Raw genomic sequence first — 20,724 nt, 5'->3', positions numbered from 1 at the left:
CGGACCCTATTTTTTGCGGCCGGAAGCGTCGGTGAGTGCAACTTGTGCCGGGTAGCTGGGCAGTTCTTGCCGGGAGCCCGGCACATCTTGCCGGGCGGGCGACGTGCTTAACAGGAACTAACGCAGCAAAAACAGCGTCGGTGACCTTGGCACGCGCCCCGGCCGACTGGTCCCGTCCTTGCTGCGTAGCCTTCCGAGCAAAATGCTCCCGGCAGCCAAAATGGCGTCGGACACCTTGAAAGAAGGACTACGTGCCATGGCGCTGAACAGCGTTAACACGAACGTGGGCGCAATGATCGCCCTGCAGAACCTCTCGGTCACGAACAGTGAACTGGGTACGGTTCAAAACCGCATCAACACCGGCAAGATGGTCTCGTCCGCCAAGGACAACGGCGCCATCTTCGCGATCGCCCAGGGCCAACGTGCCGAACTGGGCGCCCTGAACGCCGTCAAGGACAGCCTGAACCGTGGCCAATCGGCCGTGGACGTGGCTCTCTCGGCCGGCGAGTCGGTTTCCGACCTCCTTTCGCAGCTGAAGGAAAAGGCCCTGTCCGCCACGGACAAGAGCCTGACGACCTCGGCGCGTTCGGCCCTGAACGAAGACTTCAAGGCCATCCGTGACCAGATCGCCACTGTCGTGTCGAACGCCAAGTTCAACGGCGTCAACCTCATCGACAACTCGACGCTGACGAACGGCTTCAAGGCCCTGTCCAACACGGCGGGTTCGACCATCCAGGTGAAGGGTGAAAACCTCTCGCTGGGCGGCGCGAACGTGACCGTCGCGGCCACGACCACCATCGGCACCTCGACCCTGGCCACCACGGCCCTGGGTCTGGTCAATGCCTCGATCGACAAGGTCTCGGCTTCCCTGGCTCGCCTGGGCACCGGCTCCAAGTCCTTCTCGACCCACCTGACCTTCGTCGGCAAGCTGCAAGACAGCATCGAAGCCGGCATCGGCAACCTGGTGGACGCCGATCTGGCCAAGGAAAGCGCCCGACTGCAGGCTCTGCAAACCAAGCAACAGCTGGGTGTGCAAGCGCTGTCGATCGCCAACTCCTCGACCTCCATCCTGCTCGGACTGTTCCGCTAAGGATCGACCGGAAGGGCGGGGCCTTGCGCCCCGCCCGACCGATCCGGGCCCGCCCCACGGAGACGCCGGCTGAACGTCGGAGTAAGGAGAGATGCAGAGCAATGCCAAGATAGACCCGATCGGCGCTCTCGCCGTTCAGCCCGCCGCCGCGGCTTCCGCGGGCGGCGATTTCCACGATTCCAGGTTCGCGCAGGAGGCCGAGCAGGCCGCCCGCTACCGTCTGGTGATCGAGGAGGGACCGCAGTCCGGGTCCTTTATCTACAAGACGCTCGACCGGATCACCGGCGAAGTCGTCAAGCAGCTGCCCCGCGAACAGGTCGTCGACCTGATGCAGGCGGCCCAGTACAGCGCCGGCTCGGTGATCGACACCAAGGCCTGACGCCACAGCGTATTCGATGAGGCCCGCCGCGCAGGAGCGATCCGCGCGGTTAAAACGCGTGGTTAGCGGCCGTTAACCATGTGTGCACGGTTCGCCTCTTAGCCTTGGCCAAACCTGAAAGGCCGAATCGGATGACGAACAGCGTCCATACCAACACTTCCGCCGCGATCGCGCTGCAGAACCTGACGCGCACGAACGAGCGCCTGGGCGACGTCCAGAGCCGCATCTCGACGGGCCTGAAGGTCCAGGGCGCCAAGGACAACGCCGCCATCTGGGCCATCGCCCAGCAGCAGCGCGCCGACGTCGGCGCGCTCAGCGCGGTCAAGCAGAGCCTCGACCGGGCGACCTCCATCGCCGACGTCGCCCTCTCGGCCGGCGAATCGGTCTCCGACCTGCTCAACCAGCTCAAGGAAAAGGTCGTCGCGGCGAAGGACACCTCGCTCAAGACGCAGTCGCGCCAGCTGCTGGACGCCGATTTCAAGGCCCTGATGAAGGCCATCGCCTCGCAGGTCGAGAACGCCACCTTCGACGGCGGCAACATTCTCAACGGCACGCTGACGACGGGGATCAAGTTCCTCGCCAACGCCGACGCCTCCTCGTTCGTCACCCTGTCCGCCAAGGACCTCAGCCTCGGTGGCGGCATCGTCGATGTCACGCTCTCCGACAGCCTGCTGACGCTCACCGGCGCGACCCAGGCCCTGACCCGTCTCGACGCATCGATCACCCAGCTGAACGCTGCGCTCGGCGAGATCGGCGCCCAGGCCAAGCAGATCGAGGCTCACAACAGCTTCGTCACCAAGCTCGTCGACACGCTGGAGTCGGGTATCGGCAACCTCGTCGACGCCGACCTCGCCAAGGAAAGCGCGCGGCTTCAGGCCCTGCAGGTTCAGCAGCAGCTGGGCGCGCAATCGCTGTCGATCGCCAACCAGGCACCGCAGATCATCCTGTCGCTGTTCCGGGGCGGCTAGGCCCTAGATCCGGCTGGCTCCTGAGCGTCCGATGTAGACGGGTGCGGGCCGCCGACGGTGGGTCCGGGAGCCGAACCCGTACAAGGCGAGCAACGATCTCAGGGCTTCGACGAAGGCAGACATGCGGCACGTCTCCTGCTTCCACGGCGAGGGCTGAACCGTCGCCAACGCACATTGTTCCCTGAGTCGCGCCCGGAGTCGCTCCGCCTCCGGACGTTAAGGGCTCGTTACGCCCATCCGGTCACACTGGCGGCCCGGAGCGCCCTGTGATCAACAACAGCTACCTTCTCGGACTTTACGGCGGTACAGCGAACTTCGCGCTGGACACGACGACGGCTGCGACCTTGTCCCAGGCCCGCAAACAGCCGACTCCGCCCTGGTCCACGACAGTTCAGCCGCCCAAGCAGGACGCACTCGTCCGTGCAGCGCTTGGCGGACGAAAGTTGATCAACGAAGACGCCGCCCAACTGGATATGAAGGCTGCCTCGGCGGACTATCGCAAGCTCTTCGCCCTCTATCAGGGTCTCGATACGCTGAACGCACTGGTCAACCGCTCCGCGACCAAGGGCATCAGCAGCCTGGAGCTGACCCAGCTCTCCAAACGGTTCAGTTCGGGCCTGACAGAGATCGGCTCCTGGATGTCGTCGTCTGATTTCGAGGCGATCCGGATGGTGCAGGGCACCTCCAAGACGACCAGCAAGACAACGGCCGCCGTCCCGCGGGACAGCGCCCGCTCGATCACCGGTCCGATCCACGAGGGCTCCATCGACACCCCGGTGGCTGCCTTCGAGGGCGACACCCGCTTCAGCATCACAATCAAGGTGCCGGTCGGGCTGACCAGTTCGCAGACCACCGCCGTACCGATCGACTTGGCGGACATGGGTTCGACGCCCCGCACACTCGACAACGTCCTGACCCACATCAACGGCAAGCTGGAGGCGGCCGGCTTCCAGACCCATCTCGGCCGCGAGCAGATCAAGGCCGAAGCCAAGACGATCCAGGTCAACGGCAAGCCCGTGACCCTTCCCGCCGGTCCGGACAAATGGGCGCTCGCCATCCGCGGGACCTCCACCGAGACGGTCGGGTTCACCGCTCCCGACACGTCGGACGCCGTCTATGTCGTTCAATCCTCGGGCGCTGCGGGCGTCGCCCAGCTCCTGAAGTTCCAGAGTGACGTCGGCACGGCGGCCCAGCCCACTGGCGGCGGCATCGGCGAAACCCAGTGGGTGGCCGGCCGTCTCTCGCAAGAGGCCTTGCCCGGAGGCGCGAAGGACGTGCGTGCCAGCGCCGTCGGTCCGGACGGCTCTCTGTGGGTCGTGGCCAATGTCACCGCCGGCCCGGATTCCCAGCCGATCAAGGGTGTCCAGGACGTCGCCCTGATGAAATACGACTCGGCCGGACGGCTGGTCAGCACCCGTACCCTCGGCGCGGCCTCGACCGCCAGCGGGTTCGCGATAGCTGTCGACGCCAACGGCGACGTCGCCGTGGCGGGATCCGTGACGGGGGCGCTGAACACCTCCACGACCGACGCCGGCAAGACGGGCGATGTCGCCGGGGTCGCCGACAGCTTCGTCACGGTCTTCGACAAGGATGCACAGGAGCTCTGGAGCCAACGCCGGGGCGCCCGCGCCGCCGACGAGGCCACTTCAGTGAGTTTCGGCGCGGACGGGACCGTCTATATCGGCGGGCGCGCCCAGTCGGCGGTCACGGGCGCGGCGGCGGTTGGCGGCTGGGATGGCTACGTTCAGGCCTTCAAGGCCGGCGAGCCCTATCCCACCGCCGGCATCGTCGCGAAGGCCACGGCCACCACCCAGTTCGGAACCAGCAGCGACGACAGCGTCGACGCCATGACGGTGGATGGGTCAAACCTCTACACGGCGGGTGTCGAGAACGGCCATGCGGTGGTGCGCCATTTCACTCTCGACGCGGCCGGCGCGCCGACGCTGGCCTCGACGCGCGATCTCGGAACCATCAGCGGCGAGATCGGCGGTCTGTCGGTCTCCGGCGGCAAGGTCATCCTTACCGGCACGAGCCGGGACAGCGGCCTGTCGGCAGGCGGCGTGACGACAGCTCACTCGGGCGGCAAGGACGTCTTCGTCGCCACCCTGTCCAGCGACCTGGCCGCTGCCCCGTCCGACCGGATGACCTGGTATGGCGGATCGGGCGACGACAGCGCCGCCGATGTGAAGGTTCACGATGGCAAGGTCTGGATCACGGGCGTCGCTGACCGCGACCCGGCGGCCGACCAGGACGATCCCACCCGCGGCTATCTGGTCAGGCTCGACCCGCTGAGCGGCGCCGTCGAATACGAGCGGACATGGTCCGGCGACGACGATCAGGCCCGTCCGTTGACGCTGGCTGTAGCTTCGGGCGGCGCCAGCGTGCTGGACCGGCTTGGCCTGCCCGCAGGCGAAATCGACCAGAGCGATTCCAAGCGGCTGATCGACGCCACCTCGCTGCGAGTCGGCGACCGGTTCTACATCAGCCCCGCCGACGGCGGCCGCTCAGTCTCGGTGACCATCGCCGCCAAGGACACGCTCGCCACCCTGGCCCGCAAGATAGAGGTCGCCTCGAACGGCAAGCTGAAGGTCACCGTGGCGTCGGAAGGCGGTACCGTGACAGGGAAGGACGGCGGCGGCGTCAACACCACGACGGGCGGCTTCCAGCGTCTGTCGATCGTCGCGCGTGACGGCAACGCCGGCGCCGTTCTGACGTCGGGCGAGCCCGGGCGCGATGCGCTGGCCGGTCTGGGACTGTCTCCGGGCTACATCGGCGCCACGATCGGCGACGACATCACCAGGACCTTCGGCCTCGACCTGCCGGCGAGTCTCCGGATCGGCGACGCGACACTCGCCAAGACCGCGGGGGAACGTATCCAAGCCGCGATGAAGGCCGTGCGGGACGCTTATCGAGCCCTCGACCCGGCCACCAAGGCGGCGGGGGCCTCCAGCGGCCCGGTGCCGGCCTATCTGAGCAATCAACTGGCGAACTATCAGGCGGCCCTTGCTCGGCTTGGGGGCTAAGGGCGCGCAGCCCACCAAGGCCGTTGACGCGGCATAGCCCGGCGGGGTTATTGGACTCTCCAGCCGCGCGAGCCCTTCATGCCCCAGGACAACCGCATCCTCATCGCCATCGGCGCCGGCCTTGCGGTTGTGGCTGCGGTGGTGATCGCGCTCTTATTCTCGGGCGGCCGCGACCGTGATCCCGCTCCGCCGCCGGCGGCGCAGGGCGGACTCACCGTCGACCTCGCCGATGCGCCCGAGCTGAACACGACCCGGGAGCTGCGTTGCTACGTCGATGGGCAGTTCGCAGGGATGGCGACGCTGGCGGACTGTGCACGCCGCAACGGTCTGGCTACCGATGCTCTCGATGTTGGCGTCGATGAGACGGGGGCCTTGGTCGCTCTGCCCGCCGCGCCCGTGATCGAGCCGCCGGTCGAGGTGGTCGACGCCGGCACGCAACCGATTGTCGAAACGCCCGAGCCGGGTCAGGCCGAACAGCCGGCTGCGCAGATGGCGAGCGGCTCGCAGTGCCTGCGGCACACGGGCTCGGACTGGCGCGCCCTGTCGTCCAACATGAGCCTGAACGCCTGTGTGCAGGCGCTCTACTCCGGCACCTGCGTGCGACCCGGCGACGCCCTCTATGGCCGTTGGGGCAACACGACCCTGCGGCTGGTGCCGCGCCGGGTCGAACAATCGCCTGACAACAACCGCTTCAGCACCCTGGTCGAACAGAACCAGAGCTGCCAGTTCCCGGACCTTCGTTGATGAACCGCGTTCCCCTTCTGCTTGCCGCCGGCGTCGGCGCCCTGACGATTTCGGCCTGCAGTAACGCGGTCGAAGCGCCCTATGAACAGGGCGTCTGCTTCGCGGTCGAAATGGGCAAGGAGGGCGAGCCTCCGGTGTTCAACAAACTGGCCGAAGGCCAGCCGCAGATCGAGTACTGCGCGGCCCGGCTGGAAGAGATGCGCGTGCGCTTCCTGCGGCAGGGTGGGAATCGCCAGGAGGTCACCGGCGCCTATCAGGGCCAGTACATCTTCATCGACCAAGAAGGGGTGTGGCTCGGCAAGACGCTGGACGGTTCACGCTTCATCTTCCTGGCTCGTACCGGCGACGGCCGGTTGGCCATGCCGGGCGCGATCGTGAGGGACGAGACCGGTCGGCCGGTCGGTGTCGCCGCGCCGCCGCCCCTTCCCGGGCAATAGAGAACAAATCTGGAACATCGCTCCGTCATCGGCTAGATTGCGGCGCGTGAAATCAAAAAACCGGCCTCCAACGGTGCGAAGCACGAGGGGCTCACAAAAGGAATTCGATGATGGCTGGCAGCGTCAACAAGGTCATTCTGGTCGGCAATCTGGGCAAGGACCCGGAGATCCGCACGCTCAACTCCGGCGAACGGGTCGCCAACCTCTCGCTCGCGACCTCGGAGCAGTGGCGCGACAAGGCCACCGGCGAGCGCAAGGAGAAGACCGAGTGGCACCGCGTGGTCATCTTCAACGAGAACATCGTCAAGGTGGCCGAGAACTACCTCAAGAAGGGCTCGACGGTTTACATCGAGGGATCGCTGCAGACCCGAAAGTACGAGCAGGCCGGCGTCGAGAAATACACCACCGAAATCGTGCTGCAGAAGTTCCGCGGCGAACTGACGATGCTGGGCGGCCGCGACGGCGGTGGCGGTGGCGGCGGCGCATCGCGCGGCGGGGACGACGACTATTCGTCGGGCTTCTCGACCGGCGGCGCCAACAAGCCGAGCGGTCCGAAGGAAAGCTACGACCTGAACGACGACATCCCGTTCTGACCCGGGCATAGCGGGGCGAAACGGTCCGTTACCGGCTTTGAGGGGCGCCCCCGCGTCGCGCATGGCATAGCCGGACTGTGATCACACCGGACAAGCCCCACAGCCCGCTCAGCCTCGTCGAGGTCGCCGCCATCGTCGCGGTGGTGGTGATCTGGGGCGTCAACAACGCGGCCGCCAAACTGGCCACGGAGACCATGCCGCCGCTGCTCGTGGGCGCGCTGCGGTTCGCCATCGCCGCGGCGTGTCTGGTTCCGTTCGTGCGGCCGCCCTTCCCGAACTGGAAAAGCCTGCTGATCATCGTGGGGCTCGGCGGTCCGGTGCACTACGGCCTGATCTATCTGGCTTTCTGGATGGCGCAGGACGTCAGCCCGGTGTCGGTCGCGGCCCAGCTGTGGGTGCCGTTCACGGCCCTGTTCGCCTTCGTCCTGCTGGGCGAGCGGCTGTCGCGGTTCGCCCTGATCGGCATGGGGGTGGCCTTCGCCGGGGTGGCGTGGATGACGCTGGACCCGCACGCCATCGCCGACTGGAAAGCCATCCTGGTGGGCATCGCAGCCAGCGCGGCGTGGGCCATGACGACCGTGATCGCGCGCCGCACCACCTCGATCCCGCCGCTGAAAATGCAGGGGCTGCTGGCCTTGGTCGCGTTGCCGAGCCTGGCCTTCGGTTCGGCTGTGTTCGAACGGGGACAGTGGGCGGCGATCCGGGAGGCCGACGCCATCGTCTGGGCCTGCGTCGTCTGGGCCGGGCTGGTGTCGTCGGTGCTGGCGACGACGCTGGTGTTCTGGCTTGTCCAGAAACGCGAGGCCGGGCGGGTGACGCCCTATCTGCTGGCGACGCCGGTGGTGTCGATCCTGATCGGCTGGCTGCTGATGGGCGACGTACTGTCCGTGCAGATCCTGACCGGCGCCGGGCTGACGATCGGAGGAGTGGCGGTCGTGGCGTTGGCGGAGCGTGGGCTCAGGGCCGGTGCGGCCAAGGCCTGAACAATGAAAAAGGCCCGGATGCCGACGCGTCCGGGCCCCTTCAATGAGATGACAGCCGGTCCTAGAGGCCGGGAAGCTTGAAGCCGGTGTCGCGGCGCGGCGCGATGACGATGCCGGCGCGGCCGCCCGTCAGGGCTTGCATGCGGGCGTATTCGCTGGCGGCGTCGATGGTCACAGCGCCGTTGGCGGTCTGGGAGGTGGTCGGCGCCTGCGAGGCGGCGTCGTCGCGGCGCCAGAACAGGATGCGGTTGGCCCAGCCCTCTTCCTTGTGAGCCAGGTCGCCGAACTCGTCATCAACGACGTAGCGGGCGAGGGGATCGGCGCGGTCGCCGCCGGCCTGAGCGACGAGGATTTGTTCGCCCGGCGAACGGGTGACGGCCTGGCGCTGGCCCAGCAGGATCTGGCGGGCGGCGGATTCAGGCGCGAGCTCCTGCGGGCGCGGCTGGCCCGGCGCGGGCGGACGCAGGCCGTATTCCGGCGGCACCGTCAGGGGCGCGGTCGAGACGGTCAGGAACTCGTCCGGCGTGACCTTGGTCAGGCCGATGCTGTTGCGCATGCTGCCGCACCCGCCCAGCACGAGAGCCGATGCGGCGAGGGTCAGTAGGGCTGTGCGGGTAAGGCGCATGGTCAATCTCGGTTGGGCGCGCCAGGCAGGCGCGCGCGTAGACCCTAGAGGAAGCGGCTGATTACGACTTTTCGGCGGCCACGCCAACCTTGGCCGCCCTTTCGGACAGCAGGCTGTCGAGGATGAGCAGGATCACACCGATGGTGATGGCGCTGTCGGCGATGTTGAACACCCAAGGGAAGAAGCCCGTCCCGGAGAAGTCGAGGAAGTCGACCACCCAGCCGAACCGGATGCGGTCAATGACGTTGCCGATGGCCCCGCCCATGATCAGGCCGACGGCGGTGACCAGCAGGCGGCGATCGGCCTTCAGCGCCCACCAGCCAAGAACGCCGGCCACGGCGATCGAGAAGACACTGAGCATCCATCGGGCCGAGCCGTCGCCGAACAGGCCGAAGCTGACGCCCTCGTTGTGGACGAGGGTGATGTTGAACACCGGGTCCATCACCGGGTGCGACTGGCCCTCGTACTGCAGACCCAGTCCGTTCAGGACCCAAGCCTTGATCAGCTGGTCGACGACGACGATGAGGAGGGCGAAGCCGTAGGCGGCCAGGGTGATGCGCGGGATTTTCATTCGGATCGCTGAGTGGTGAGATCGCCCGGTTAGCAGTCCGCGCGCCGGTCGCGAAGGGGCAATCGTGTCGCGTGGACGCAGGGCAGGCGGTGAAGGTTGCCTGACCCGGCCGCAGGCCTCAATTGCAGGGTTCGCTCAAGTTCGTTCTGTACCCTGCAAGGAGAGCCGATGCCGCATGCCGACAGCCTGATCCTCACCCTGGTCGGCGGCTTCGTGCTGGCCTTCGTGTTCGGCATGTTGGCCAACCGGCTCAAGCTGTCTCCGCTGGTGGGTTATCTGGTCGCCGGGATCGTCGTCGGGCCCCATACGATCGGCTTCGTCGCGGACACGGAACTGGCGCCGCAACTGGCGGAGGTGGGGGTCATCCTGCTGATGTTCGGGGTGGGGCTGCATTTCTCGCTGGCGGACCTGATGAAGGTTCGCAAGGTCGCCATACCGGGTGCGCTGGTGCAGATCTCCGCGGCGACGGCGCTGGGATGGGCCATGGGCCGCTGGTTGATGAAGCTGAGCGACCTCGAGGCGGTGCTGATGGGGTTCGCCCTGTCGGTGGCGTCCACCGTCGTTCTGCTGCGGGCGCTGGAGGAACGGAAACAGGTGCGGGGCGACGTCGGGCGGCTGGCGATGGGCTGGCTGATCGTCGAGGACCTCGTGATCGTCATCGCCTTGGTCGTGTTGCCGCTGCTGATCATCCAGCCGGGCGAGACGCTGAGCGGCGGCGAGCTGGCGGCCTCGATCGGCTGGACGCTGTTCAAGGTGGCGGGGTTCAGCGCGGTCATGCTGGTGGTGGGCGCGCGGGTGCTGCCGTGGGTCCTTGTACGGATCGCCCACACCAAGTCGCGGGAGCTGTTCACGCTGGGCGTGCTGGCTATCGCACTGGGCATCGCGTGGGTGGCCTATGCCCTGTTCCATTCGTTCGCGCTGGGGGCGTTCCTGGCGGGGCTGGTGCTCAACAGTTCGCCGCTGGGGCACAATGCGGCTGAGCGGTCGCTGCCGTTGCGGGACGCCTTTGCGGTGCTGTTCTTCGTGTCGGTGGGGATGCTGTTCGATCCCTCGATCCTCGTGAGGGAGCCACTGGCGGTGCTGGGGGTGCTGGCCATCGTCATCGTCGGCAAGTCGCTGGCGGCGATGGCCATCACAACGGCCTTCAGGCGGGATCGGGCGACGACCCTGACGGTGGCCGCGTCGCTGGCCCAGATCGGCGAGTTCTCCTTCATTCTGGCGGCCCTGAGCGTCAGCCTGGGCGGGATGCGGCAGGAGACGCACGACCTGATCCTGGCGGCCGCCCTGCTGTCGATATCGCTGAACCCGTTCGTCTTCGCCCTGATCGACAGGATGGGCGGACGGCCGGTTCTGGCCCCGCCGGAGCCGCCGCGGGTGACGGACCTGATCTGAGCTCCGCCGAGGCTGACGAGCCCCGGATTATACCCGGGTAAAACGGCGAAAAATTGGGTCCGAAGAGTCCGAAGAGTCCGAAGAGTCCGATGCGTCCACTGCGTCCATAGAGTCCGTTCAGCCCCGGAAAATCACAGTCGGACGCGGCCGTTCGGCGCCTGAGCAGGTCCATGAGCCAGTCTGCCATGAACCTGCGTCAGAATCGGTCGTGGGCGCTCAGAGCACCCCGATCATGCTTGCAACCAGCGGGTGGCGAACGATGTCGCGCTCGGCCAGCTTGATGACGGCGATGTCGGGCACCGCAACGAGACGCTCGGCGATGTCGGACAGGCCGGAGATGCCGGGCAGGAGGTCCGACTGCTGCGGGTCGCCGGTGACGACCATCGTCGAGTGCCAGCCGAGGCGGGTCAGCAGCATCTTGAGCTGGACGTAGGTGCAGTTCTGGGCCTCGTCGACGACGATGAAGGCGTTGTTCAGGGTCCGGCCACGCATGTAGCCGATCGGGGCGATCTCGATCAGGCCCTCGGCCATCAGCGCCTTGACCCGCTTCATCGAGAGGCGGTCGGACAGGGCGTCGTAGAGAGGCCGCAGATAGGGAGCCAGCTTGTCCTCCATGTCGCCCGGCAGGAAGCCGATCGACTCGCCGGCCTCGACCGCGGGACGGCTCAGGACGATGCGGCCGACCTTGCCGGCCTCAAGCGCCTCGACCGCCTTGGCGACGGCGAGATAGGTCTTGCCCGTGCCTGCCGGGCCGAGGGCGAGGACCAGATTGTGATGATCGATCATCGTCATCAATTCGGCCTGACCTTCGGACTTCGGCTTCAGCGTCTTCAGATAGGCCTGGTCACGGTCGTCGTTGGAGGGATAGGGCGACCAGCCGGCATGGGTCGGCAGCCGCCTGACCTTGGCGTCATCGATGAACTGCCGCGAATCCAGCACCCCGTGCTCACGGGACAGGTCGCGGGTCTGACGCTTGATTGCCGCACGCTTGGTCATGGACGCCTCCGGGGCATGAAAAACGGCGACGCAGAAGGCGCGTCGCCGGCGGGCATGAAAAAAGGCGACGCCGAAAAAGCATCGCCTTGGACGAGGATGGGGAGGAGGGAGACAGAGGATGCAACGCACCCGCCCGGGTCGGAGGAGGAACCAAACTCCAGCGGAAACATCCGCCGACCGGAACGCGTCACGCGCGTCCTCCCGAGCTGACCGGACCGGGCTTGATCCGGCTTCGGATCCGGGGCCGAAATGGCGACCTCGAATCGCATCTACACTCTGATGCTAGCGTGGTTTACGAGAGCTTAAAGCCCTTGGTTTCTTTAGAAATGACGGTGTTGTGATGAATGTTTACAGTCTAGGTGACAAGAAACCGCAGCTTCCCCCGGAGGGCGAATACTGGGTGGCGCCGACTGCAACCGTCATAGGAGAAGTGATTCTCAAGCCCGGCGCCAGCGTCTGGTTCGGGGCTGTGGTTCGCGGCGACAACGATCCCATCACAATAGGGCGTGACACCAATATCCAGGACGGCAGCGTGCTGCATTCCGACCCCGGCGAGCCCCTGACCATCGGCGACGGGGTGACGGTCGGACATATGGTGATGCTGCACAGCTGCGAGATCGGCGACAACAGCCTGATCGGGATCGGGGCGGTGGTTCTGGGTCGGGCGAAGATCGGGAAGAACTGCCTGATCGGCGCCAACGCCCTGATCACCGAGGGCAAGGTGATCCCGGACAACTCACTCGTCATGGGTCAGCCGGGCAAGGTGGTGCGGCAGTTGGAGCCGGGTCAGATCGAGGCGCTGAAGGCGTCCGCCGCCCACTATGTGCAGAACTGGAAGCGCTATCTGACGGACCTGAAGCCGGCCTAGGCGATCCGGCGGCCGCCGACCGCGGCGAGGCTGAGCGGAGCGCGCGCGGCCTCTCCCACACCGATCGAGACGCGAGCGGTCAGCAGGCGAGGCTCGTCGGCGGCGAGCGTGAGGGTTGCCGCCGGCGCATAGAGGCCGAGCAGGCGATCCGGCTGTCCTGACGGGCCGCGCAAGGGCAGGAGAGTGATCTCGATCTGCGCGCCGATGGCGCCGGCGAGGGCGACGATCACCACGGGGCGACCCTCGCGGACGGTTTGTGTCAGGGCGGTGGACACCAGCGGACGCGAGGCGGCGCGCCACAGGGGCAGCAGCGACCGGTCCTTCAAGGCCTCGCCGTGGAAGCCTTCGATCCAGCTTCCGGCCAGACGAATGACGGCGTCATCGCCGTTCCGGCGCGCCACGAACGCCCGCGGCAGGCGCAGTCCCAGCGCGTCCGGTTGGATAGCGGCGCGGTCGGGGATTCCGCCACGCGCCCCGGGTCCGCGCGACAGGGCGGTCCAGTGGTCGATCAGGAACTGCGTATCAGGGTGAAACATCGCCTCGGCCTCTGACCTCTGCGCCGCAAGGAGCGGGCCGGGCGAAAAGCAACGGAAACGAAAGGCTTTTGCGGTTCAGATGCAGTCTGGAGCGGCTCGCGTCTTGGATGAGCGGCGAAGACTCAATGTGGAGGTCGGCCCATGCGGGTGCGGATCATGAACTGGGCCCCGGGTCTGGCGGCGTTCGTCGCCGTGACGGCGGTCGCTGGAACTGCTGCGGCGCAATGCGGGCAAGGCTGCCCGCCGCCCCCGCCGCCGTGCTGCCAGCCGCCGCCGCCGCCCCCGCCCCCGCCGCCCCCGCCGCCTCCCTGCTGCGAGCAGCCGCCGGCTCCGCCGTGCTGCGGCGGCGGCGGCGACTTCAACGTCAATGTGAACGTCAACGCCAGCGCCGACGCGAGCGCGCGCAGCCGGGCCGGACTGAACGCCCGCGCGGGCGGCAGCGTCTGGGTCTCGGGGGGCGGCTCGGCCTATGTGACGGTCGACCAGCCCTATCCGACCACGATCAACGGCCTGAACGTCGAGGGCGCCCGCGTGCGCCAGGTCGTGCGCGTCCCTTATGAGGCGCGTCGCCGGTGGGAGAAGCGGGTCGTGATCCGCGCCTTCTGCATCGACGACCGCGACGTGCCGCATCCGGCCTCGCAGGTCCGCCCTGACCGTGACGTGGACGCAGATTACGAAGGCGAACTGTATCGCTGCCTCGCCGGAACGCGGCTGCAGTACACCTGGGCCGAATATGTCAGCGACGCCGACTTCGGCCACGGCGAGACGATGGATTGCCGCAAGGGCGAGGCGCTGTGGCACGGTCGCGGCGGACAGGTCGAATGCCGCTCCCAGAAGGCCGAGCGCGAATGCAACGAGCGTTCGCTGCTGCGCCGCTACGGCGCGGGCGTGAAGATCCTGACCATGATCCGGGAAGAGATCTACACCGAGTACCGCGAGGAAGTCGTCGAGCAGCAGGGCATAGCCGTTTCGGGCGCGACCATGACGCTGGATGGCGGCGTGGGTGGGCGGGTATTCTGACGCCCATCTGAACAACGGCGTTCAGCCCGCCGTCAGCCGGCGAGGCCTAGATTGATCAACGTCGGCTCTGTCGACGATCCTGAGAAGCGACTGGCCCCGATCCGCAAGGACCGGGGCCTTTTTTCGCGTCCTGCCGGGCGGCTTACTGGGCGGCCGGAGCCGCTGCGGGAGCCGCGGCCGGGCGGGACGAGGTGACAGTCGCGCGCCAGGCCGTCTCGGGCCGCAGGTATTGGCGGGCCAGACGCTGGATGTCGGCCGGCGTGATCGTCTCGAGGTCCGAGATGTGGGTCAGCGTCTGCTGGACCTCATCCGGTTTGACCGCCACGTCAGCGAGTTGGCCGAGCCAGTATTCGTTGCTGGCCTGGCTACGGCGCAGCGATTCGATGACCGGCAGACGGGCGCGGTTGAGCTCGTCCTCGGACACCGGCGCGTCGCGCAGGCCGGCGACGATCGAATCCACCGCCGCATAGAAGGCGGGCAGGGCGTCGGTCGCCGTCTGGGCGGTGATCGAGATGGAGCCATAGTCCTCGTAGACATCCGAGGCGCTGGCGCCGACCCCGGGGGAATAGGCCAGAGCCTGCTTCTCGCGGATTTCCTCGAGCACGCGGAGCTTGAGCACCTCCGAGAGGATCGAGACCTGACGCGACTCGGTGCGGTCGCCGATGGCGTCGGTGGTCGGCCATGCGATGTAGCCGAGCGCCTGTTCGGCGGGACCGGTGTGGTTCAGCTGGACCGGCTCGGCGACGCCGGCCGGGAAGCGAAGCACCGTCGCGCCGGGGGCGGGTTGAGGGTCCGGACCACGGGCCGGCAGGGCGCCGAGGGTCGGGGCGACCGCGGCGATGGCGTGCTCGACCGTCACGTCGCCGACGACGACGACATCGATCAGACCGGAGGACAGGCCGCGCGTCACACCTGCGCGCATGTCCTCGATGGTCCAGGAGGCGACGTCGGCGGCGGTCGGGAAGGACTGACGCTTGTCGCCGCTGGCCAGAAGGCCGGAAGCCTGCAGCTGGAAGGCGCCGCCGGGGGTGGCCATCTGCTGGGCGACGATCTGCGGGAAGAAGGCCTTGATCTGCTGGAACGGCGCCGGGCGCAGGCCCGGGTCGGTCAGATAGGCGGTGAGAACCTGCATCTCGAGGCCGAAGTCCGCCGGGCGGGTCGCGCCGGACAGGCTGTAGGTGTCGCTGTCGACGCCGAAGCCCGCGGAATAGATGCGGCCGTTCAGCACGCGGCTGAGTTCGTCGGCCGTCAGCTTGCCCAGACCGCCCTGGGTGAAGATCAGCGGCGCCAGCGCCTGCGGGTCCGAGCGGTCGGTGGGCAGGCCCAGTTCGCCGATGCCGGTGCGGACGCTGACCAGAATCTGCTCGTCGCGGAAATCGGTCGGCTTGACTGTCAGGCGGACTCCGTTGGCGAAGGTGACGACGGTGGCGCCGAGCTCGGCGATCTCGCGCCGTTCCTGCACCACGCCCGGCGCGCCGAAGCTGGCGTAGGGCCAGTCGAGCTGGGCCTGGGCGGCGGGGGCGGTGACGGCGACCTGTCGCGAGGCCTCCAGCGCCGCGGTGACGGCGGCTTCACCGCCCTCGACCTCGACCGGAGAGACGACCAGCGCCAGCGGGCCGCCGCCTTCGAACACCGGCTTGATGGCCTGATTGACCTGGGCGGCGGTCAGGCCTTCGACGGCGGCGTTGAACAGCTCGAGACTGGTCTGGGGCGACGAGAACACCTCTTCGTCGTTCACCGCGCCGACAAGGCCGTTGGCCAGCGACGGCGTGCGGCGGGTGGCGGCGGCGGCCACGGCGTTCTCGAGCGCGGCGCGGGTGTCGGTGATTTCGCGCTGCAGTTCGGCGTCGGACACGCCGTACTGCACGAGACGGCGCTGCTCCTGCTCGATGGTTTCGAGCGCACGCTTCCATTCGCCCGGGTTGAACTGGGCGGAGACGGAGGCGATGTCGAGGCTTTCAGCTAGGGTCGACTGGCCGCCGCCGGCCGAGATGAAGGGCGGGTTGTCGGCGCGGGCGATCTCGCCCAGACGCCGGTTCAGAACGGCCACGCCGAGGTTGCGCAGCAGGTTGTCGCGGCGCTCGGCGACGGTGTCGGGATCGGTGTCGGGCGCCTTGATCCAGTTCAGCTGGATCGACGACTGAACGCCGTCCTCGACGAGGATGCGGGTTTCGGGATTGCGCGGGGCGACCGTGCCCAGGTCGGGCTCCGGGCCTTCGGCGCCCTTCGGCTCCCAGCTTTCGAACGCGGCGCGGATCTTGGCTTCCATCTGGTCGACGTCGAAGTCGCCGACCGCGACCATGGTCGCGCGCGACGGGCGGTAATAGGCCTCGTAGAATTCGACGAAGCGTTCGCGCGGCGCGGTGCGGATGATCTCCAGATCGCCGATGGGCAGGCGCTGGGAGATGCGCTGGCCGGGGGCGAGCAGGGCCAGCTGGGCCTTGATCGAACGCAGGCCCGGGGTGTTGCGGAGACGTTCCTCGCCGGCGATGACGCCGCGTTCGGCATCGACCGCCTCGGGGGCCATCAGGGCTTCCGAGACCTGTTCGCGCATGATGCGCAGGCTGGTGTCGACGGTCTCGTCGTTGGTCCGGGGCAGCTCCAGCATATAGACGGTCTGGTCGAAGCCGGTGGAGGCGTTGGTGTCGGCGCCAAAGGCCAAGCCGAGCCGCTCGAGGATGCGCAGCAGGTCGTTCTCGGGGATGTTGGTCGTGCCGTTGAAGGCCATGTGCTCCATGAAGTGGGCGAGGCCGAGCTGGTTCTCGTTCTCCATCAGCGAGCCGGCGTCGATGCGCAGGCGCAGCGAGGCCTGACCCGGCGGGGTGGCGTTGCGCAGGATGGCGTAGCGCATGCCGTTGGGGAGCTGGCCGAAGCGGACGTTGGCGTCGGCGGGAATGTCGCTCGTGCTCTGGGCCCAGGGCTCGCTGGGCTGGACCTGGGCGAGGGCGGGCGCGGCCGTGGCGAGAACCGCAACCGAGGCGGCCGCGAGAAGAAGCAGACGGGGGGAACGCATAAGCGGATCTTTCCGATTGGCGCTGAGGCTCAGGTCGGCCGCGCCGGACAAGGTTCAGGGGCCGCGATCCTCGACCGCCGACGCCCCTGACAACCTTTCAGCGACACGGAAGGGCCGCTCAAGTTACGGAAGATTAATGTGAGGGCCGCGAGACGTAGAAGGTCGCGGAGTTGCCGACCGCGTTGGCGCCGGTGATCACGGCGCGGGTCGAGCCGGCGACGGTGGTGTTGGCCGTGGCCGAGACGTCGCCGCTGTTGGTCTGGCTGTTGCGGGCTTCGAGATAGCCTTCGCACTCGGAGCAGGCGTAGCCGGTGACGCTGTTCCCGACGGCGTCCGCGCCGACATAGACGTCGTAGCCGTTCGTGCCGGAGAAGGTGGCGGTGACGTCGACGCCGCCCGAGTTGAACTGGCTGTTGTCGATCTCGACGTAGATGTCGTTGTTGCCGACCGAGAGCTCGTTGGCGACGCCGCGGGCGTGAGCCTCGGCCCGGCCGTAGTCATAGGCGGTGGTGGTGGCGGCGGCGCGGACGAAGGCGGTGTTGTCCTGGCTGGACTCGACCACGACCGAGCCGCCCTGGTTGTAGAGCACGGCCTGGTTGGCGGAGGCGCGGGCGCGGGCGGCCAGATCCCAGGCGTTGCCGGAGTTGGCGCTGGACTCGGCCTCGACGAAATCGCCGGTCGAGGTCTGGACGATGGCGAGGTTCTGGCCGGAGGTCTGGCCGCTGGTGACCTGGACCGCGTTGACGATGGCCTGGCTGGAGACATTGGCCTCCGCCGGAATGTACTGCGTCTCGATGCGGTTGTAGGCGCGAACGGTGGCGGAGGAGGACTGGTCGATCGAGCCGCCGACGGTGGAGCCTTCGCCGTAGACCGCGACCGTATTGGAGATGGCCGAGGCGTTGATGACCGCGCCGCCGAGCAGGCGGGCGTCGTCCTCACCCAGCTGGGAGGTGGCGCTGACGAGGGCGCCGGTGTTGGACTGGTTCGCATCCACCGTCAGGTCGGCGTCATAGGCGCTGACGGCCAGATAGTTGCCCTGGGCCTGGGTGGTGGCGTTGACGATCCCGTAGGTGTCGCCGCCGAGGGTCATGTCTGTGGTCGCGACCGAATCGCCGCGCATGTCCTGATCGGACTGGACCGTAATGGAGCCGTTCTCGACGGCGCCCGAGGCGCTGTTGCCTTGCGCCGAGGTGCTGACGGTGACCTGTTCCTGGGCGTCGACGACGTTGAGCGTCTGGTGCGAGAAGACGTCGCCCAGCTGCAGCTGTTCGTTCAGGACGATCGAATCCGCCGGTGGCGGGGTCTGCGCGGCAACCTCAGTAGCGGCTGCGGCGCACATCACCGTCGCGGCGATCGTGCCAGCGAGACGGATCCGCGCGGGTTTCGCCATTGTTCGTTCCCGTGTTGGGGTAAGCCGGATAGTAGCCGCCGGTCGCGCCGACGGTGCCCAGCGGGTCCGGACCCGCCGAGAGGCAGATCTCCGGGCCGGGTGCGCCGTAGAGGTTGGCCATGAACTCGACCGTGGCCCGCTCGATCAGGGCGCGGACCGCCAGCTGAACCGGCTCCAGCCCGCCTTCGCCGGCGGAGATGTCGAAGACGTTGCCGTTCAGGAAGTCGAACACGCCGGCCGAGACTTCCCGCCCGATGATCTGCTTCTGGTAGGAGACGACGTCGACGACCTCGAGGGTGGTGGTCTGGACCAGCCGTAGGTCGATGGCGATGTTCATCACGAACGACTTGCCGGAGAAGGCCGTGGACAGCGGCGTGTCCGTGGCGGCCTGACCCGCGGCCATGTCGAAGCCGCCCGAGCGGATGTTGTAGTTCACCTCGGTGATGCCGCCGACGATGTAGAAGTCGGTGCCGGGGACCGAGCCCGCGAGGATGCGGCGGTATTCGACATCGTCCGGCGCGTTGGGGCCGGCGTCGCCGATCAGGCGGTTGTTGGCGTAGCGCAGCTCCATCTCGGAGACCGAGGTGTCGTAGCGTTCGAGAATGCGGGCGCCCGACTTGGCGAGGGCCGACATCGCCATCAGCGAGGCGCCGCCTGTGATCTGACGGCCGCCGTCGGCCGAGACCGTGCCGGTGTAGTCGCTGATCCGGCCCACGGCCATGCGCGGCGACGGCAGGTTATAGCGCCGGGCGTAGTCGGCCATGCAGTAGAGGGCGGCGGAGTAGGGCGTCGGATTGGCGGTGACCGGCGCATTGCCGATCGGCGTCGCATAGACGCCCTGCGGGCCCGCCGATGCGGAGATACAGCCGCCGAGCAGCGCGGCGATGGCGCTAGCGGCGACGACCGTCTTCAGACGCCGGGCGGTCTGGCCGTTGATCATGGAAGCCTCAAGGTGCCGTTCAGGGCGGTGCCGGCGGTTACATTGCCGTTGTTGATCTGGGTCGAGTTGACGATGACCGTGTTGTGGTTGCCCTGAACCACGACGTTCAGGCTGTTGCCGATGGCGGTGGAGCCGCCGATGGCCGTGCCCCCTTGGCCACCCGCGCCCGAGAAGCTGGAGGAGACGCCGCCGCTGGCGCTGGAATAGGCGCTGGCTCCGGCCTGGATGATTCCGTCGACGATCAGGCGGTTGCCGTTCTGGTCGCGGGTCGAGCCGGTTTGCGGGCGGGCGGTGGTGTAGCGCGAGCCGCCATAGCCCGCCTGGTAGTTCCCCATGCCCGAGGAGCCGGCGGACTGGGCCATGGCTGCGGCCGGGACGAGCAGCGCGACGGCGCTGACGAGGGCGGGGATGGTCTTCAGCCGGATGGTCACGAGAACCTCCACACGCGAACATGGTTTAGGGGTCGGTAGGCAACCCAGGTCCCAATCTGGATCATGGTTATTAAGAACCGCTTGCCATGCTGAGCTGTAAGACGCTGAAACCTCAGCCGCACTTCCGGAGCCGACCCTGACCGACGCGACCGTTCGCGAACCCGTCTTCAGAGCGCCGGCGATCGCGGTGGTGATCGCGGCGTCCATGCCGGCGCTGTACTGGCTGCAGGAGAGGCTTCCCGACGGCGGCTATTCGCTGGCGTTTCAGGCCGCCTCTCTCTGGAGGGGAGACTGGTGGCCGGGTCTGGTCACCTCGATGTTCCTGCACGGCGGCTGGGAGCATGTGGCGATGAACGCGGCCGGCGCCTTCGCCTTTGCCCCTCCCGTCGCCCGTCTCATGCCGCGTGCGCGGGGCGTCGCAGGATTTCTCGCCTTCTATATAGTGTGCGGCGTCGCGGGGACGGCCGGGTTCGGTCTGGTCAATCCCGAGGTCTACGATCCCCTCGTGGGTGCGTCGGGGGCGATATTCGGCCTGATGGGGGCGGCTATTCGCCTGCTGGGGCGGCGGGACGGCAGCCTTCGTCCACTCCTCGACCGTCGCTTCCTGTCCATGGCGGCCGTGATCATGGCGCTGAACGCCGTAACCGGCCTTGTCGGACTGGCCCCCGGCGCCGAGGGCGCCCAGATCGCCTGGGAAGCGCACGCGTTCGGGTTTGTCGTCGGGG

Annotated in this window: 20 protein-coding genes (1 of these 20 running past the window's edge); 12 read left to right on the top strand and 8 right to left on the bottom strand. The window is 67.7% G+C overall.

Annotated elements, in window-relative coordinates; all coding sequences use genetic code 11:
• Positions 1-256: 256 nt before the first annotated feature.
• The 8 genes from GGQ87_RS01245 (at position 257) to GGQ87_RS01210 (ending at position 8,217) form a co-directional block, all read left to right on the top strand.
• The gene (locus tag GGQ87_RS01245) at positions 257-1,090 is read left to right on the top strand and encodes a flagellin (protein WP_168044904.1); all 834 of its coding nucleotides are present in this window, start codon (positions 257-259) and stop codon (positions 1,088-1,090) included.
• Positions 1,091-1,181: 91 nt separating this feature from the next.
• Complete coding sequence (locus tag GGQ87_RS01240) at positions 1,182-1,469, top strand: flagellar protein FlaG (RefSeq protein WP_168044903.1); 288 nt, start codon at positions 1,182-1,184, stop codon at positions 1,467-1,469.
• A gap of 131 nt (positions 1,470-1,600) precedes the next feature.
• A complete protein-coding gene (locus GGQ87_RS01235; RefSeq protein ID WP_168044902.1) occupies positions 1,601-2,437 on the top strand; it encodes a flagellin in 837 nt (278 codons plus the stop codon).
• A gap of 443 nt (positions 2,438-2,880) precedes the next feature.
• Positions 2,881-5,460 carry a transcriptional regulator gene (locus GGQ87_RS01230; RefSeq protein WP_245161389.1) on the top strand — a complete coding sequence of 860 codons (2,580 nt, stop codon included), beginning with the start codon at positions 2,881-2,883 and terminating at the stop codon, positions 5,458-5,460.
• A gap of 78 nt (positions 5,461-5,538) precedes the next feature.
• Positions 5,539-6,204, top strand: coding sequence for a hypothetical protein (locus tag GGQ87_RS01225; protein ID WP_168044900.1), 666 nt, complete (start codon positions 5,539-5,541; stop codon positions 6,202-6,204).
• Complete coding sequence (locus tag GGQ87_RS01220; protein WP_168044899.1) at positions 6,204-6,641, top strand: hypothetical protein; 438 nt, start codon at positions 6,204-6,206, stop codon at positions 6,639-6,641. The genes GGQ87_RS01225 and GGQ87_RS01220 overlap by 1 nt, the downstream gene beginning before the upstream one ends.
• Positions 6,642-6,751: 110 nt before the next feature.
• The gene (gene ssb / locus GGQ87_RS01215) at positions 6,752-7,234 is read left to right on the top strand and encodes a single-stranded DNA-binding protein (protein ID WP_280644082.1); all 483 of its coding nucleotides are present in this window, start codon (positions 6,752-6,754) and stop codon (positions 7,232-7,234) included.
• 77 nt (positions 7,235-7,311) lie between these two features.
• Complete coding sequence (locus tag GGQ87_RS01210) at positions 7,312-8,217, top strand: EamA family transporter (protein WP_168044897.1); 906 nt, start codon at positions 7,312-7,314, stop codon at positions 8,215-8,217.
• A gap of 61 nt (positions 8,218-8,278) precedes the next feature.
• Here the strand turns inward: GGQ87_RS01210 and GGQ87_RS01205 are convergent, their stop codons facing one another.
• The gene (locus GGQ87_RS01205) at positions 8,279-8,842 is read right to left on the bottom strand and encodes a DUF3035 domain-containing protein (protein WP_168044896.1); all 564 of its coding nucleotides are present in this window, start codon (positions 8,840-8,842) and stop codon (positions 8,279-8,281) included.
• Between the two features lie 61 nt (positions 8,843-8,903).
• A complete protein-coding gene (gene lspA / locus GGQ87_RS01200; RefSeq protein WP_168044895.1) occupies positions 8,904-9,413 on the bottom strand; it encodes a signal peptidase II in 510 nt (169 codons plus the stop codon).
• A 168-nt stretch (positions 9,414-9,581) separates the two neighbouring features.
• Here lspA and GGQ87_RS01195 point away from each other — a divergent pair, with 168 nt between their 5' ends.
• Positions 9,582-10,805 (top strand): cation:proton antiporter domain-containing protein, encoded by a 1,224-nt coding sequence (locus GGQ87_RS01195; RefSeq protein ID WP_168044894.1) that lies wholly within the window; start codon positions 9,582-9,584, stop codon positions 10,803-10,805.
• A 216-nt stretch (positions 10,806-11,021) separates the two neighbouring features.
• Here the strand turns inward: GGQ87_RS01195 and GGQ87_RS01190 are convergent, their stop codons facing one another.
• Positions 11,022-11,801, bottom strand: a complete 780-nt coding sequence (locus GGQ87_RS01190; RefSeq protein ID WP_168044893.1) for a PhoH family protein — start codon at positions 11,799-11,801, stop codon at positions 11,022-11,024.
• Positions 11,802-12,141: 340 nt separating this feature from the next.
• On the opposite strand from GGQ87_RS01190, the gene GGQ87_RS01185 reads away from it, so the two are divergent.
• Positions 12,142-12,669 carry a gamma carbonic anhydrase family protein gene (locus tag GGQ87_RS01185; RefSeq protein ID WP_168044892.1) on the top strand — a complete coding sequence of 176 codons (528 nt, stop codon included), beginning with the start codon at positions 12,142-12,144 and terminating at the stop codon, positions 12,667-12,669.
• Here the strand turns inward: GGQ87_RS01185 and GGQ87_RS01180 are convergent.
• Positions 12,666-13,205: a PAS domain-containing protein gene (locus tag GGQ87_RS01180; RefSeq protein WP_168044891.1), complete on the bottom strand. Its 540-nt coding sequence runs from the start codon at positions 13,203-13,205 to the stop codon at positions 12,666-12,668. The genes GGQ87_RS01185 and GGQ87_RS01180 overlap by 4 nt on opposite strands.
• Positions 13,206-13,346: 141 nt before the next feature.
• Here GGQ87_RS01180 and GGQ87_RS01175 point away from each other — a divergent pair, with 141 nt between their 5' ends.
• Entirely contained in the window at positions 13,347-14,225 is an 879-nt protein-coding gene (locus GGQ87_RS01175) for a hypothetical protein (protein ID WP_209282370.1), read from the top strand.
• Positions 14,226-14,367: 142 nt separating this feature from the next.
• Here the strand turns inward: GGQ87_RS01175 and GGQ87_RS01170 are convergent, their stop codons facing one another.
• The 4 genes from GGQ87_RS01170 to hfaA form a co-directional block, all read right to left on the bottom strand.
• The gene (locus tag GGQ87_RS01170; RefSeq protein ID WP_168044890.1) at positions 14,368-17,238 is read right to left on the bottom strand and encodes a M16 family metallopeptidase; all 2,871 of its coding nucleotides are present in this window, start codon (positions 17,236-17,238) and stop codon (positions 14,368-14,370) included.
• A gap of 133 nt (positions 17,239-17,371) precedes the next feature.
• On the bottom strand, positions 17,372-18,628 hold the full coding sequence (hfaD, locus tag GGQ87_RS01165; protein WP_168044889.1) for a holdfast anchor protein HfaD: 1,257 nt from the start codon (positions 18,626-18,628) through the stop codon (positions 17,372-17,374).
• On the bottom strand, positions 18,555-19,568 hold the full coding sequence (hfaB, locus tag GGQ87_RS01160; protein WP_168044888.1) for a holdfast anchoring protein HfaB: 1,014 nt from the start codon (positions 19,566-19,568) through the stop codon (positions 18,555-18,557). Before hfaB ends, hfaD begins: the two co-directional genes overlap by 74 nt.
• A complete protein-coding gene (hfaA, locus tag GGQ87_RS01155) occupies positions 19,565-19,999 on the bottom strand; it encodes a holdfast anchoring protein HfaA (RefSeq protein WP_342448281.1) in 435 nt (144 codons plus the stop codon). The genes hfaB and hfaA overlap by 4 nt, the downstream gene beginning before the upstream one ends.
• A gap of 190 nt (positions 20,000-20,189) precedes the next feature.
• Between hfaA and GGQ87_RS01150 the strand changes: the two genes are divergently transcribed.
• Positions 20,190-20,724 carry the 5' portion of a rhomboid family intramembrane serine protease gene (locus tag GGQ87_RS01150; protein WP_342448280.1) on the top strand. Its footprint extends 89 nt past the window's final position, so only the first 535 of its 624 coding nucleotides appear in the window; the start codon lies at positions 20,190-20,192; its stop codon lies off the right edge, out of view.

Origin of the sequence: Brevundimonas alba (assembly GCF_011927945.1) — a bacterium.
GTDB classification, from domain to species: Bacteria; Pseudomonadota; Alphaproteobacteria; order Caulobacterales; family Caulobacteraceae; genus Brevundimonas; species Brevundimonas alba.
The sequence above is the reverse complement of the archived record's forward strand: the minus strand, read 5'-3'. Positions and strand labels throughout refer to the sequence as shown.

Bases quoted from the DNA above. Each gene is read 5' to 3' on its own strand.
- ssb (WP_280644082.1), top strand. From the start codon at position 6,752: ATGGCTGGCAGCGTCAACAAGGTCATTCTGGTCGGCAATCTGGGCAAG.
- GGQ87_RS01180 (WP_168044891.1), bottom strand. From the start codon at position 13,205: ATGTTTCACCCTGATACGCAGTTCCTGATCGACCACTGGACCGCCCTG.
- GGQ87_RS01170 (WP_168044890.1), bottom strand. From the start codon at position 17,238: ATGCGTTCCCCCCGTCTGCTTCTTCTCGCGGCCGCCTCGGTTGCGGTT.
- GGQ87_RS01240 (WP_168044903.1), top strand. From the start codon at position 1,182: ATGCAGAGCAATGCCAAGATAGACCCGATCGGCGCTCTCGCCGTTCAG.
- GGQ87_RS01185 (WP_168044892.1), top strand. From the start codon at position 12,142: ATGAATGTTTACAGTCTAGGTGACAAGAAACCGCAGCTTCCCCCGGAG.
- GGQ87_RS01245 (WP_168044904.1), top strand. From the start codon at position 257: ATGGCGCTGAACAGCGTTAACACGAACGTGGGCGCAATGATCGCCCTG.
- GGQ87_RS01205 (WP_168044896.1), bottom strand. From the start codon at position 8,842: ATGCGCCTTACCCGCACAGCCCTACTGACCCTCGCCGCATCGGCTCTC.
- GGQ87_RS01220 (WP_168044899.1), top strand. From the start codon at position 6,204: ATGAACCGCGTTCCCCTTCTGCTTGCCGCCGGCGTCGGCGCCCTGACG.
- GGQ87_RS01235 (WP_168044902.1), top strand. From the start codon at position 1,601: ATGACGAACAGCGTCCATACCAACACTTCCGCCGCGATCGCGCTGCAG.
- GGQ87_RS01175 (WP_209282370.1), top strand. From the start codon at position 13,347: ATGCGGGTGCGGATCATGAACTGGGCCCCGGGTCTGGCGGCGTTCGTC.
- GGQ87_RS01190 (WP_168044893.1), bottom strand. From the start codon at position 11,801: ATGACCAAGCGTGCGGCAATCAAGCGTCAGACCCGCGACCTGTCCCGT.
- hfaB (WP_168044888.1), bottom strand. From the start codon at position 19,568: ATGATCAACGGCCAGACCGCCCGGCGTCTGAAGACGGTCGTCGCCGCT.
- GGQ87_RS01225 (WP_168044900.1), top strand. From the start codon at position 5,539: ATGCCCCAGGACAACCGCATCCTCATCGCCATCGGCGCCGGCCTTGCG.
- lspA (WP_168044895.1), bottom strand. From the start codon at position 9,413: ATGAAAATCCCGCGCATCACCCTGGCCGCCTACGGCTTCGCCCTCCTC.
- hfaD (WP_168044889.1), bottom strand. From the start codon at position 18,628: ATGGCGAAACCCGCGCGGATCCGTCTCGCTGGCACGATCGCCGCGACG.
- GGQ87_RS01195 (WP_168044894.1), top strand. From the start codon at position 9,582: ATGCCGCATGCCGACAGCCTGATCCTCACCCTGGTCGGCGGCTTCGTG.